16 protein-coding genes and 2 pseudogenes are annotated in these 12,555 nt (G+C 64.2%); 12 read left to right on the forward strand and 6 right to left on the reverse strand.

Annotation, left to right across the window (positions count from 1 at the left end; translation table 11 throughout):
* From J7I79_RS09670 to J7I79_RS09685, 4 genes and pseudogenes are all read left to right on the forward strand, one after another.
* Nucleotides 1–190, forward strand: a pseudogene (locus J7I79_RS09670) (lipoyl synthase); the annotation flags it as partial.
* 18 nt (nucleotides 191–208) lie between these two features.
* Nucleotides 209–1,042: a methylenetetrahydrofolate reductase gene (locus tag J7I79_RS09675; RefSeq protein ID WP_214952683.1), complete on the forward strand. Its 834-nt coding sequence runs from the start codon at nucleotides 209–211 to the stop codon at nucleotides 1,040–1,042.
* Nucleotides 1,032–2,486, forward strand: coding sequence for a D-serine/D-alanine/glycine transporter (cycA, locus tag J7I79_RS09680; RefSeq protein WP_214952684.1), 1,455 nt, complete (start codon nucleotides 1,032–1,034; stop codon nucleotides 2,484–2,486). Before J7I79_RS09675 ends, cycA begins: the two co-directional genes overlap by 11 nt.
* A gap of 191 nt (nucleotides 2,487–2,677) precedes the next feature.
* Nucleotides 2,678–3,289, forward strand: a complete 612-nt coding sequence (locus J7I79_RS09685; protein WP_311380556.1) for a lytic transglycosylase domain-containing protein — start codon at nucleotides 2,678–2,680, stop codon at nucleotides 3,287–3,289.
* Between the two features lie 187 nt (nucleotides 3,290–3,476).
* Here J7I79_RS09685 and J7I79_RS09690 read toward each other — a convergent pair whose 3' ends face one another.
* Nucleotides 3,477–4,067: a helix-turn-helix domain-containing protein gene (locus J7I79_RS09690; RefSeq protein ID WP_214952688.1), complete on the reverse strand. Its 591-nt coding sequence runs from the start codon at nucleotides 4,065–4,067 to the stop codon at nucleotides 3,477–3,479.
* Nucleotides 4,068–4,166: 99 nt separating this feature from the next.
* Here J7I79_RS09690 and J7I79_RS09695 point away from each other — a divergent pair, with 99 nt between their 5' ends.
* From J7I79_RS09695 to J7I79_RS09705, 3 genes are all read left to right on the forward strand, one after another.
* Nucleotides 4,167–4,826: a class I SAM-dependent methyltransferase gene (locus J7I79_RS09695; RefSeq protein ID WP_311380557.1), complete on the forward strand. Its 660-nt coding sequence runs from the start codon at nucleotides 4,167–4,169 to the stop codon at nucleotides 4,824–4,826.
* A 176-nt stretch (nucleotides 4,827–5,002) separates the two neighbouring features.
* Nucleotides 5,003–5,776 carry a hypothetical protein gene (locus J7I79_RS09700; RefSeq protein ID WP_214952690.1) on the forward strand — a complete coding sequence of 258 codons (774 nt, stop codon included), beginning with the start codon at nucleotides 5,003–5,005 and terminating at the stop codon, nucleotides 5,774–5,776.
* Between the two features lie 49 nt (nucleotides 5,777–5,825).
* On the forward strand, nucleotides 5,826–6,041 hold the full coding sequence (locus tag J7I79_RS09705) for an AsnC family protein (protein WP_214952692.1): 216 nt from the start codon (nucleotides 5,826–5,828) through the stop codon (nucleotides 6,039–6,041).
* Nucleotides 6,042–6,083: 42 nt separating this feature from the next.
* Here the strand turns inward: J7I79_RS09705 and J7I79_RS09710 are convergent, their stop codons facing one another.
* Genes J7I79_RS09710 through J7I79_RS09720 form a run of 3 tightly spaced genes read right to left on the reverse strand, consistent with a single transcriptional unit; the run spans nucleotide 6,084 to nucleotide 7,894 of the window.
* Entirely contained in the window at nucleotides 6,084–6,875 is a 792-nt protein-coding gene (locus J7I79_RS09710) for a hypothetical protein (protein WP_214952694.1), read from the reverse strand.
* Nucleotides 6,876–6,935: 60 nt separating this feature from the next.
* On the reverse strand, nucleotides 6,936–7,538 hold the full coding sequence (locus J7I79_RS09715; RefSeq protein ID WP_214952696.1) for a hypothetical protein: 603 nt from the start codon (nucleotides 7,536–7,538) through the stop codon (nucleotides 6,936–6,938).
* Nucleotides 7,538–7,894, reverse strand: a complete 357-nt coding sequence (locus tag J7I79_RS09720) for a PEP-utilizing enzyme (RefSeq protein WP_214952698.1) — start codon at nucleotides 7,892–7,894, stop codon at nucleotides 7,538–7,540. Before J7I79_RS09720 ends, J7I79_RS09715 begins: the two co-directional genes overlap by 1 nt.
* A 242-nt stretch (nucleotides 7,895–8,136) precedes the next feature.
* Between J7I79_RS09720 and J7I79_RS09725 the strand changes: the two genes are divergently transcribed.
* Complete coding sequence (locus J7I79_RS09725; RefSeq protein WP_214952700.1) at nucleotides 8,137–8,556, forward strand: YciI family protein; 420 nt, start codon at nucleotides 8,137–8,139, stop codon at nucleotides 8,554–8,556.
* A 22-nt stretch (nucleotides 8,557–8,578) separates the two neighbouring features.
* The gene (locus J7I79_RS09730) at nucleotides 8,579–9,835 is read left to right on the forward strand and encodes an RNA polymerase sigma factor (protein WP_214952702.1); all 1,257 of its coding nucleotides are present in this window, start codon (nucleotides 8,579–8,581) and stop codon (nucleotides 9,833–9,835) included.
* Nucleotides 9,836–10,020: 185 nt separating this feature from the next.
* Here J7I79_RS09730 and J7I79_RS24215 read toward each other — a convergent pair whose 3' ends face one another.
* Both J7I79_RS24215 and J7I79_RS24220 read right to left on the reverse strand, forming a co-directional pair.
* Nucleotides 10,021–10,335: an AraC family transcriptional regulator gene (locus J7I79_RS24215; RefSeq protein ID WP_311380558.1), complete on the reverse strand. Its 315-nt coding sequence runs from the start codon at nucleotides 10,333–10,335 to the stop codon at nucleotides 10,021–10,023.
* A 191-nt stretch (nucleotides 10,336–10,526) separates the two neighbouring features.
* Nucleotides 10,527–10,880: pseudogene (locus J7I79_RS24220) on the reverse strand (cupin domain-containing protein); the annotation flags it as partial.
* A 387-nt stretch (nucleotides 10,881–11,267) separates the two neighbouring features.
* Between J7I79_RS24220 and J7I79_RS09740 the strand changes: the two are divergent.
* From J7I79_RS09740 to J7I79_RS09750, 3 genes are all read left to right on the forward strand, one after another.
* Nucleotides 11,268–11,783: a flavin reductase family protein gene (locus tag J7I79_RS09740; RefSeq protein WP_214952704.1), complete on the forward strand. Its 516-nt coding sequence runs from the start codon at nucleotides 11,268–11,270 to the stop codon at nucleotides 11,781–11,783.
* An 8-nt stretch (nucleotides 11,784–11,791) separates the two neighbouring features.
* Entirely contained in the window at nucleotides 11,792–12,061 is a 270-nt protein-coding gene (locus tag J7I79_RS09745; protein ID WP_214952705.1) for a hypothetical protein, read from the forward strand.
* 102 nt (nucleotides 12,062–12,163) lie between these two features.
* Complete coding sequence (locus J7I79_RS09750; RefSeq protein ID WP_214952706.1) at nucleotides 12,164–12,553, forward strand: hypothetical protein; 390 nt, start codon at nucleotides 12,164–12,166, stop codon at nucleotides 12,551–12,553.
* Nucleotides 12,554–12,555: the final 2 nt, after the last annotated feature.

Consider the following 12,555-nt stretch of genomic DNA (forward strand, 5'->3'; position numbering starts at 1 on the left):
CGAGGAAATCGGCTTCCTCGGCGTCATGTCCGGCCCGCTGGTCCGGTCCTCCTACCGCGCCGGACGCCTCTGGGCCACCGCCATGCGCAAAAAGGGCTGGGAAATCCCCGCAGAACTCGCACACATCGAAAGCTCAGGCAGCACCCGCCAGGAAGCCAGCTCCCTGATCGCAGCGCACTCCGGCGTCTGACACTGAACAGGATCAAACATGTTCCCCATACGACTTGAGATCATTCCTTCCGAAGGCATCGTCGAAAAAATCCAGGCCGCAGTGCCGTTGACCACCGCCCTGACCATCACGTGCCTGCCGCATCACGGCATCGAGCGGACCATGCGCGCCGCCGTGCAGCTGGGCGTGCTTGGCTACTCCGTCATCCCGCATCTCGCGGCACGGAGCCTGCACGACCGGGCCGAGCTCACCGGAATACTGCGCGACTGCACTGTTGCCGGCATCAGCGAGGTGTTCGTGATCGGCGGAGACCGGAAGCAGCCGGCCGGCCCGTACGATTCCGCCCTTCCCGTGCTGGAAGACATCGCGCAGCACTCCGGAGGCACGATCCGGGCAGGGATCGCCGGTTACCCGGAGGGCCACCCCTTGGTTGGCCCCGTGGACCTGCTCGACGCCGTGCTCGCCAAGCAGCACCTGGCCTCGCACGTCGTCACGCAGATGTGCTTCTCCGCGCCGGCGATCCATGACTACGCGGCGCTCCTGCGACGGGAAGGCGTCCGGCTGCCTGTCTGGGCCGGGGTGGCGGGGTCCGTCCCGCGGACCAAGCTGGTCTCCCTTGCCTCGCAGATCGGCGTCGGAAGTTCCTTGAAGTTCCTGAGCCGCAAGGGCCCGTTGGCCCGCAAGCTCCTCAGCGGTGACCGCTATTCGCCACAATCCCTGGTATCCGGGCTGAAAAGCCATCCAGGCAGCATCGCCGGCATCCATCTCTACAGCTTCAACAGCCTTGAGTCAGTTCCCGGCGGACTGGATCAGGCGACAACCTTAACAGCACTCCAGACAGCATTGATTCGAGGAGCAGCACGTGACAACTAAGACCCTAAGCACCCAGGAAACGCCACACCTTGAGCGGCAGCTCAGCAACCGGCACATCCAGCTGATCGCCATCGGCGGCGCTATCGGCACCGGCCTCTTCATGGGGTCAGGCAAAACCATTTCTGCGGCCGGCCCGTCCGTCATCTTCGTCTACATGATCATCGGCTTCATGCTGTTCTTCGTGATGCGGGCCATGGGCGAACTCCTGCTGTCCAACCTGAACTACAAGTCCTTCAGTGATTTCGCCGCAGACCTCCTGGGTCCCTGGGCCGGGTTCTTCACCGGCTGGACGTACTGGTTCTGCTGGGTGATCACGGGAATTGCGGACGTCATTGCCATCGCCGGCTACTCGAAGGAGCTCTGGCCGGCGCTGCCGCTGTGGATCCCGGGACTGGCCACCATAGCCATCCTCCTGCTCCTGAACCTCACCACGGTGAAGGCGTTCGGCGAGACGGAGTTCTGGTTCGCGCTGATCAAGATCATCGCCATCGCGGCGCTGATCGTGGTGGGCCTGTTTATGATTTTCAGCGGATTCCAGTCCGACGCCGGCCCTGCCTCGTTCACTAATCTCTGGAGCCATGGCGGCTTCTTCCCGAATGAGTTCATGGGGTTTGTGGCCGGTTTCCAGATCGCGGTCTTCGCCTTTGTTGGCATTGAACTGGTGGGCACCACGGCCGCGGAAGCCAAGGACCCGGAGAAGAACCTGCCCAAGGCCATCAACTCCATCCCCATCCGCGTGCTGCTCTTCTACGTCGGAGCCCTCATCATTCTGATGTCAGTCACCCCCTGGACCCAGTTCCAGGCAGGCCACAGCCCGTTCATTGCCATGTTCTCGCTGGCCGGCTTGGGCGCCGCGGCCACCGTGGTGAACCTGGTGGTGCTCAGTTCGGCGATGTCCTCGGCCAACTCCGGGATCTACTCCACGTCGCGCATGGTGTACGGCCTGGCCCAGGAGGGTGACGCTCCGTCGGTCTTCAGCGGCCTGTCCCGCCGCAAGGTCCCGCAGAATGCCCTGTTCCTTTCCTGCGTCCTGCTGCTCTCCGGCGTGGTGCTGATGTATGCGGGACAGGACATCGGCAAGGCCTTCGACATGGTCACCACAGTGTCCGCCGCCTGCTTCGTTTTCGTGTGGTCCATCATCCTGGCCAGCTACCTGGCCTTCCGCCGGCGCCGCCCGCACCTGCATGATGCCTCGAAGTACCGGATGCCCGGCGGTATCCCCATGGTTTGGGTGGTCTTCGCCTTCTTCGCCTTCGTCCTGTGGGCACTGACCACGCAGCCGGATACGCTGCTGGCGCTCCTGGTGACGCCGGTGTGGTTCCTTCTGCTCGGTGTCGCCTGGTTCCTGCTGCGCCGGCGCCCTGCGCATCTGGCCCGCTATGCGACGTTCCAAGCCGAACTCAGCCAGGACCTGGAACGCGAGGAATCAGAAACGGCGTCATGATGTAAATTGCATTGAGGTGACAAGCAGACCAGAAACGAGGCTATGTCATGCTCCGCCTGAAACGCCTCGCAGTATTCTGCGTTTTCACCATCTCTGTCGTCACCTGTCTCCTCCTCTGGGTGCTCCATCCGTCCGGCGCGGCAGCGCCTTGGGGCCAGTCCCCGCCGCCGCAATCAGGAGCCAAGCTCTCGATGCTGTCCACTATCAGCACCCCTGCCGTGGACATCACTGAGGGCCCGGTCGACGCCCAGTGGCTGGAGCAGTCTGCGGCGCAAACGGGGATACCTGCCAGGGCGCTCCAGGCCTACACGGCAGCAGCCGAACGGGCCAACGCCGACGCGCCGACGTGCCGGATCGGCTGGAATACTGTGGCGGCCATCGGCTTCGTCGAGTCCGCCCACGGTAGTCACGGAGGCGGAAGCCTGACTCCCGCCGGGCAGGCGAACCGGTCAATTATCGGGCCCAGCCTCAACGGCGACAGTTTCGCGGCCATCGCTGACACGGACTCCGGTGCATTTGACGGCGACGCCGTCTGGGACCACGCGGTCGGACCAATGCAGTTCATTCCCTCGACCTGGCAGCAGGCAGGGCGCGACGGGAACGGGGACGGGGAAGCCGATCCGCTGAACATCGACGACGCCGCACTCAGCGCCGCCGCATACCTGTGCGCCGGCGGCCGGGAGCTCACCACTGACCGGGGGTGGACGGACGCCGTCCTCTCCTACAACCAGTCCGATTCCTACGTGCGCCAAGTGCGCGACCAAGCCAACGTATACGACGCGCGTTCAGCCCCCACCGGCTAACTCGTGTGCAGGCCCTGGCCGGGCAGTCGGTCGTGCACCCTGACGCGACTGTCGTGTCGTGGGGCGTGACGTTCCTCGCGGCGGCGGGCCTCGCCGTCGTCGTTGTCCTCACTCGGGGGCGCCGCGTAGCGCCGCGTACGTCGGAACCGCCCTGCCCCCGCCCTCTCGGAACGGATGTATCCGCACCCTATTCATCCAGTTTTGGTGCTGCGCGGACGTGGGCGCGTTGGCCCTCCTTGCCGATCAGGCTGAGGAACTCGACGGGACCCGCACTGGTCGCGCCGAACCAGTGCGGGGTGCGGGTATCGAACTCCGCAGCTTCGCCGGGTTTGAGGATGAGGTCGTGTTCACCGAGAACGAGGCGCAAGGTGCCGTTCAGGACATAGGCCCAGTCGTAGCCTTCGTGGGTGCGCAGCTGCGGCTCCTGTTCGTCCACACCCCTGGGGAGGATGAACTTGTAGGCCTGAATTCCGCCTGGCCGGCGCGTGAGGGGCAATACCATCGACCCGTCTGCACAGGCGACGGGCCGCAAGTTGACGCGGGGGTCGCCTGTCGGTGGCGCGTCGACGAGTTCGTCAAGGGTGACCCCGTGCACGCGGGCCAAGGGAAGCAGCTGCTCGAGTGTGGGACGCCGCAGGCCGGCTTCGAGCCTGGACAGCGTGCTGGCGGAGATGCCTGTCTGCTCGGCGAGGTCCGCGAGCGTGATGTCCCGGCGGAGTCGGAGGCGCTTGAGGCGCGGCCCGACGGCGTCGAGTGTGTGGTGGTTGTCGTTGATCATGGCGTCATTTTGCCATTCGGCAACGGTGCTTGCACATCCGCCGGCCCGTTCGGCACCATCGACAGTGACGGGCAAATTTCAGAACGGAGGGGGTTCGACGTGGCCGGGACAGCAGAGGCATTCGACAAGGACTACTGGGAACGGCATTGGAAACAGGCCCATGATGCTGCGCCGGCAGAGCAGAATGTGAACGCCCCGAACCCGCATCTCACCCGTGAAACGAACGGACTTGCGCCGGGCACTGCGCTGGATGCCGGATGTGGGACGGGTGCGGAAGCAACATGGCTGGCCTCGCACGGCTGGCATGTCACCGGTGCCGACATTTCCGCCACAGCCCTCGCTCAAGCAACCGAGCGCGCAGCAAGGGAGTCCGTGTCCCACAGGGTGACCTGGGTCGAGGCGGACCTCACTTCTTGGGAACCGGGACGCCGGTTCGACCTCGTGGCCACCCACTACGCGCACCCGGCCATGCCGCAACTGGCCTTCTACGAACGTATTTCGGAATGGGTGGCCCCAGGGGGAGCGCTGTTGATCATCGGGCACCTGCATGACCCCGCCTCCACGGGACACGGACACCACCCTCCCGCCGAGGCGACCGTCACGCTCGCGGACATCACCGGGTGCCTGGACCCAGGTGTCTGGAGCATAGATAGTGCAGGGGAGCACAGCCGTAAGCTCCTCGGTCCCGGTGGGCGGGCCTTTTCCCTGCAGGACGTTGTTGTGCGGGCCACCCGGCTCGTTGCAGAGGCGAATGTTTGACGCTTCTGTTGTATAAGTTGACGACGTTAACGTCCGCGCGCCGTGACACAAGAATTGAGCCCATTGGTTGCGGGCCAAACGGCCTGGTCTGTCACTAGACTCGGGCCATCAGTTCACGTTTGGGGCCGTGGAAGTGTGCCCTGGGTCCGTGCACCACCGACTACGTAAGGGTTCATATGGCATCCAGGGATTCAGAGGAGGCCTTGCCTCCCGTCATCGTCTACGCCGCGCTGAACCCGGGTGCACCAATCAGCGAAACTTCCGTGGCCCCAATGCTTAACGCCGGCCTCACTGCCGCTGAAGCAGCCGGGGTGACCAAGCAGGTAACCGATGAAAATGGTTGGAACTGGGGAACGAGGACGGCGGTGGCCATGGCGGCCTTGCTGGTCGTGGTTTATTTCCTGTCTGCGCAGTTTTCGCCGGGATGGCTGGACACTTTGCCTGGGTGGGCGTTCTACGTGTATCTATTTGGCCTGACGCCGGCGTTCGCGTTGGCGGGGATGGTGACGGCCAGGATCCGGGGCCGCCGGTACCGGCGCTGGCTCGTGAGGGCTCAAGAGGTGGGGGCTGACTTTGGGGACAGGCTTGTCTATATGGGAGAAGTTGAGGGCGAAAACCTCCAACGCACGTCAGAGCTGATCCAGCGGGTACTGAAAGCCAGAACGGCCCTGTTGAACGGCCGGGCCGCGGCCGGTGAAGCGGAAGTCAAGGTGATGGCTGCCCTTTCATCGCTCGCCGAGTACCTCACACACCCCGCACCGCAGCCGCTTCCGGCAACGGCCGGGATGCTGGCCAGTGCCATCCGGGAGTTGGAGGAGCATCAGACCGAGACAGCGGAGTCGCTTCGCGCAGCGTCCGGGCGAATGTTGTCGGCTCTGGAGGATCTGGAGTTCCTGGCCGGCACGGCGAGTGGCAGCAGGGCTCACATGAGGCTGACCAGAGCCACCTAGCTCGTCAACTCATGTTGGCGGCACCTTTGACGTCAACTAATGTTGACGCATGGAGGTGAAGCGGATGAAAACGCTGGTGGCATCGATGGACGGGAAAGGTCCCGCTGAAGCACTGTACGCCGTGGCGGAACTGCAGAAGGAAGTCGGACGCGCCGAAGCTTCGTTGGTCCGCAAGGCCCGGCAGGCAGGCCTGTCCTGGGAGGCGATCGCGCTGTGTCTCGGGGTCAGCAAGCAGGCTGTCCACCGTAAATACGGAAAGCAGTAACGTTTTTCCTTCAGCCGGATTCGACTCTTTGCTCCGGGCGGCTCACGTGCCTTCGGCGAGTTCAAGCACGCGGGCTACGGCACTGTCGTAGGCACCGTAGTCAGTCACTGGGCGGCCATTGAAATAGTCGGTCACGAGACGAAACAGCAATGCCCTGACGAGATACTGCGGGAAGCATCGCGCCGGGCTGATCTTTTCGAACAAAGAGAGCGGCGCACCCTCGAAGCAGACGGCGTCAACAGCGATCACAGCCACCGCGTACTCCGGTGGCCGCCAATAGACGGTCAGATCGATCACAGCGGGTGGAAGCACGCAATCGAATAAGACGTTTCCGGTCAGGTCGCCGTGGACGATGCCCGGGGGATCGAAGACCTGCCGCCGGGCGCTCACCAGATCTGCCACGTGGGGAGCGCCAACCGGCGGACCGGCTTCTTCGCCCCAAGCGAAGCGGTCAGCCCTGGCCCAGGCGTGATTTCGCATGTCGATAAAGGGCGGCCGCTTTGCCTCGGCGAAAATTGTGGCGAACTCACGGGCAATTTTCGCGAGTTCCAACCATCTGCCCGGCTGATGTTCGCCGGCGAGATACGGGAATGCTGTCCAGCCGTCAACGATCAATTTCCCCGATGTGCTCATGATCGGGAGGCTCAGGCGCAGATCGCCGCCAACGCTGTGTTCACGCGCGACTTCGTCCCGCCAAAGCAGCTCCTCCGGAAGCACATCGAGGGGCTTCAGCGTCACATCGCCGACTCGCCAGGCCGTTCCTTGGCCGCCCGCAAGCTCTAATGCAATACCGGCGGCGCGGAACTCAGTTTGGGTTTCGATCGAGGGGCGCACCTGATCACTATAGGAGGTGAACGTCCCGGGCCGATCTGCAGGACCCGTCCTACAGATTGCTCATCTTTGGATGCCGAGGGTGGCGATGAGGTCTTCGTGCAGCTCGAACCAGATGCGGTGGAAGGAGTCCCGGTCTGTGGCGGTGAGCCAGGCAGCCTCGGTCACAGCGTTCGTGAGGGCCAGCTCAAGGCGGTTGGCGTAGCCAGTGAACCGCGGCAGCACGGCTGTCAGACGGGCTTCCAGGCCGCGCAGGGCCGTCAGTGCCTGAGCGAAGGTTTGGCGTGTCTGCTCGTCAATCCCGTCTGGTCGATGCCCGTCTGCGAGCCACTGCAGCTGGATCCTGCTGCAGGCCGCCACAACAACTGTGTTCAGGGAGGCAAAGTCCGAGTGCACGCCGGAGACGGCTGTGTGGCCGCCCGCACTCCTCAGCTCCACTGCCAGCAGCCGTTCATTTTCAGCCCTGCCGGCGACAGTAAGGGACCACCCCCGGGTTCCCGCGAATGCGGAGCGTAGTGCCCACCCGTTGGCGCCTGCGTCGATAAGGGAACGTTCGACGTCGGGCGGATCCTGCCCGAACCGTTCGGCAATCGGGTCAGTATCGGCGAAGCCGAGCAGCCTCACGGCGTGGAGCGTCAGCAGCATGGATCGCTGCTGCGGGCCCATCACGAAATTGATCCGGTATGCGCAGGTTTCTCGCGGACGGTTCCGTACGTTCCGTCCACCAGAAGGGTTGTTCCGGTCGTGATGCGGGTCAGGGCGTCGGCTACGCCCAGAACGGCCGGGATACCGTACTCGCGGGCAACGATAGCCGCATGCGAAAGCATTCCCCCTGTTTCCGTGATGATTGCGGAGGCCACCGCGAAGAGGGGTGTCCAGGCCGGATCAGTGGTGCGGCAGACCAGGACGTCGCCGGCCCTCACAGCGGAGAACTCGTCGATGTTGTGAACTGTCCGTGCAGTCCCGCACACAATCCCGGGGCTGACCCCCGTTCCAGTAAGGACGTCGCTTGAGGTATCCATCTCTTCCTTTCCCTGCCGGGCCCCAGGGGTAGCTTCCTTACCAGCCGGCCGCTCCCGATGCGCTTTCGACATCTTACGGTCAACCACCGACGTTCACCCCGGATCAGGGCAAAAGTGCCTCGACGTCCGGCCACGCTGCTGTAGGCAAAGAATTTTTCAGGCCGGTGTCGATCGGCCCTCGCGCTGTTCGACCTGTGGGTGAGAAGGTCGAAGAACGACCTTCCAAAACCTAGGAGATTGAAATGGCAAAGTACATGTTGATCATGCGTGGAACCGACGAGTCGTACGCCAACCTTGAGAAGGCCGACTTCAGCGAAATGCTCGAGACCATGGGTAAGTTCAATGATGAACTCATCCGCGCCGGAGTCCTCCTGGCGGCCGAGGGCCTTGACGATCCGAAAGAGGGCGTCGTAGTGGACTTCACCGGCGAAACCCCGGTGGCCACCGACGGGCCTTACGGCGAAACCAAGGAGCTGTTCGGCGGCTACTACATCTTGGATGTCGCCTCGAAGCAGGAAGCCATCGAGTGGGCCAAGCGGGCACCCATGACGGCTGGAACCAAGACGGAAATCCGCCGGGTACCTTCGATCGACGAGTTCCCGCAGGAAAACGAATGGATCCAGAAGGAACGCGCCTGGCGCGAGCAGACCGGCCAGCTCTGAACCGGCCGGCTTAGATCCGCCAGTGAGCAGCAACGAGGCAAGGGCCGCCGTCGAAGCGGTGTGGCGCATTGAGTCCGCCCGCATCGTCGGCGCCCTTGCCCGCTATACGGGCGATTTCCCGCTGGCCGAGGACCTCGCACAGGAAGCGTTGGCCGAAGCCCTGGTCTCCTGGTCGGTGAACGGCGTCCCCGCCGAACCGGTGGGTTGGCTGCTGACCACCGGCCGGCGTCGTGCGATCGATACGTTCCGGCGCCGTGCCGCCCGGGACGAAAAGTACGCGCTCCTGGCCACGGACCTCGCCGAGGAGGCGCCGGGCGCGGATTCCCTGTTCGATCCCGCCGCGATCGACGACGACGTGCTGGCCCTGATGTTCATTTCCTGCCATCCGGTGCTGTCCAAGGAAGCGCGGATCGCGCTGACGCTGCGCGTTGTGGGCGGCATGGGCACCGACGAGATCGCAAAGGCGTTTCTGGTCCCCGTGCCCACCATCCAGGCACGCATCACCCGTGCCAAGAAGACACTGGCCGCCGCCCACGTTCCCTTCGCCGTACCTGAACCGCACGAGAGACCGGAAAGGCTCGGCTCCGTCCTCCAGGTGGTCTACCTGATCTTCACGGAAGGCTCCTTCGCGTCCCGCGGCGACTCCTGGATGCGAACGGACCTGGCCAGCGAAGCACGCCGTCTTGCCCGTGTGCTGGTGCGGCTGGCCCCCGAACCTGAGGTCTTTGGCCTGCTGGCCCTGATGGAATTCACTGCGGCGCGTTTCCCGGCAAGGCTCGATTCGGCCGGACGGCCAGTCCTTCTGGAGGACCAGGACCGACGGCGGTGGGACCAGTCCGCGATTCGGCGCGGCCGCGCGGCGCTTTCGACGGCGGCAGCGGCCGGCCGCGGGCTGGGAGCCTACGGGCTGCAGGCTTCCATCGCCGAATGCCATGCCGTGGCACGGTCGGTTGCGGAAACGGACTGGCAGCGGATCGTCATCCTCTACGAGGCGCTGGGCCGGTTGTCGCCGTCGCCAATTGTCGAACTGAACCGCGCGGTGGCGGTGGCCATGGCCTCGGGTCCGGCAACAGGGCTGGAACTGGTTGACGGGATCGCGTCCCGCGGCGAACTCAACGGCTCGCACCTCTTGCCGGCCGTGAGGGGCGAGCTGCTGAGCAGGCTCGGCCGGCGTGATGAGGCGACATCGGCGCTGCAAGAGGCAGCCGGCCTTTGCACGAATGCCGCCGAACGGGCAGCACTGGAACGTAAGATCGACGGGCTTCAGAAGCCGGCGTAGGGTCTTCGTAGGGAGGCGGACAAACCTGTCATCCCGTCCTTGCGGGCCTGAAACGGCAGACAACAACCTGGGTCAGTGCGCTGGCCGTGTTGGGCGCATGGCTCCCCGGAGCAATACCAATGATCCAGGTGGCCCGCACGTGCCCGGCTTCCGGACCGTGCGAAATCGGAGCACTTCCTGGAATGTCAGTTCTGAGCCCGCTGGCGGTAGTTTCGGGGGGTTTCGCCGGTGTCGTTGAGGAAGTGCCGGTTGAAATTGGACAGGTTCGAGAAGCCGACTTCGTAGCAGATGTCGGAAATGGCTTTGTCACTGCTCTCGAGTAAACGCCGGGCGTGGGCCAGGCGGAGTTTGCGGACCAGGTCGCTGAAGTTCTGGCCGGTGGCCCGCTTGAAGTACTTCGAGAAAGTGGGTTCCGCCATTCCCACCAAGGCTGCGGCCACGGACATCCTGATATTGCCGGCGTGGTTGCTGAACACGTACTCCAGGATGATGTCGACCACGGCGGCGCCCTGGCCAGGATCCCAAAGAGCTCAAACAGGTGTTGGAGCCGCTCCAGCCCCGTGGTGGCGCCCATCGCCTCGATGGAGGCGGCTGCCGCCTCGGCTGAACGGCCCAGGAATTCGATACCGCGTGCCGACTGTTCCAGCAGGGGCTTAACCTCGGCCATCTCGGGGACGAGGGCTGCGGTCTGCTCGACCCATTTGCCGTCGAACTGGACGACGGCGTCCCGGTTCTTCAGTACTTCGCCGGGTTCAAGGTCGCTGACCCAGTCGTGGGGGAGGCCCGAACCAACGATGGATACGTGGCCGGCCTCAAAAGTGCCGATGTGGTCTCCGACGATGAATTTCCCGGTGCCCTTCCGAATGAGGTGGATCTCGTACTCGGGATGATAGTTCCACCGTGCCACCGGGCTGGGGTAGTCGTGTTGGTTCCACCGGACTGAGTGGTTGGGGTCAGGGGGGTTGACCTCCCGGTTCGCGCGCATCCCCAGCAGTCTTTCGGCCAGTCTGGCGGTTGCTCCGTCGATGGGGTCCGCGGCAGTCATGGTGGTTCTCTCTGGATCAGGCGATTTGCTAACTGCGCAGCACCGACCGCACCGACGGCACCGGCAACGAAGTCGCCTACGACTTCGTGCTCGACGCCGACTGCGGTTAAGCCTGAGCACCGCACTCGAGACGCCAACTAAGGAGCATTTTGGTTTCGAGCAAGGAACGCCTGCACGAAATCGGACATTGCCTTCCTGCCAGGGACGCGAGCCTGACCGGCAGAAGATGAGGTCGGCGTCAGGCCTGTGGGCGCTGTCGTCGGGTTTTCTTACGCCATGCTTCGGAGGGTGAACCCGTGTTTCCCCGCGCGTCCGTTCATTTCATCCGGTATTGGGAACCGGTAAGCAGGGTGATTGATTAGGTGGACAAGCTCGAAAGGACCCGCCATGACGGAACATTCTGACCTCACCCCGCGCCGACTCCGCACCATCCTGGGCCATTTCGCGACCGGCCTGACGGTGATCACCGCCGCAACCAAGGACGGCCCGGCCGGATTCACCTGCCAGTCGTTCTCGTCCCTGTCACTGGAACCGGCCCTCGTGACGTTCAGCCCGGCACGGACCTCGAGTACGTGGCCCCTGCTGCGGGAAGCAGAGCGGTTCACCGTGAACATCCTGCCGGCCGAACACCAGCACCTGGCGGGCCAGTTCGCCCGTTCCGGGACCGACAAGTTCGCCGGCGTTGACTACTCCCCATCACCTCTGGGCAACCCGGTGCTGGACCAGGCCCTGGCCTGGGTGGACTGCGAACTGCACGCGGAGTACGACGGCGGCGACCACACCATTGTGGTCGCCGCGGTCCGGGCCCTGAGCGCGCGGGCCGATGCGGAACCGTTGCTCTTCTTCAAGGGCGACTACTTCGGCGTGCAGTCGCGGGCCGGCGCGCTGGAGAGCGTGGCATAACCATGGTGATGTCCACTTCCCACCGCCGCGGCCGCCGTCCCCGAATACCGGATGAAACAGCGGATCCCGGTATTCCTGCGGAAGACTGGAAGGCAATATCGGTGGGAAGCACGGTTGAGGTCGGTCTGACAGAAGGACATTCCTACGTGGGCCGCATCGATGCCAAAACCCCCGACTCCGGCGTCGTCTGGGTGGTCAGTTCCACCGGCCTCGGCCGCCAGATGTACAGCAACAGCGACGGCGTCCGCCTGCGGCCCGCGTCGGGGCAGAACCTGTGACGGCGCTTCTTGTTCTGGGCTTGTTCCTTGCGCTGCTCATAGCGGGTGCCGCATGGTCCGCGGCGCCGCTGCTGCTTCACCATCTATTCCTGAGGGAAAGGAATGATCGGAATACTCACCGGTAGGATCGAAGCTACCTGCGGCGAAGACCTTTCCGTCTTCCGCCAGCAACTGAACGCCCTTGCGTGGCAGGACATCCGTGAAGGTCGCAGTCGAAGGCGCGGCCACAGCCATGGCGCGAAAGCCCTCCTGCGTGAACCACGGCGTCAGCGTGGACGTCGTGGGCTACGCCGGCAGGTCAGCGTCAGGGGGCGCCGGGTTCACGATTTCCATCACAATGCACGTGCAACCGGGCCGGGCCGCATCGTCGCCACGTTCTTCACCCCGGAAACGATCGGCCGCGACCTGGATGACAGCCGGGACGCTATTGACGACCCGTCAACAATCGAGGCACACCGAACTGCAGAATACGCCGGCCGGATCACAGCCTAGGG

The sequence above is a fragment of the Arthrobacter sp. ISL-69 genome (assembly GCF_018613775.1).
Taxonomy (GTDB): domain Bacteria; phylum Actinomycetota; class Actinomycetes; order Actinomycetales; family Micrococcaceae; genus Arthrobacter.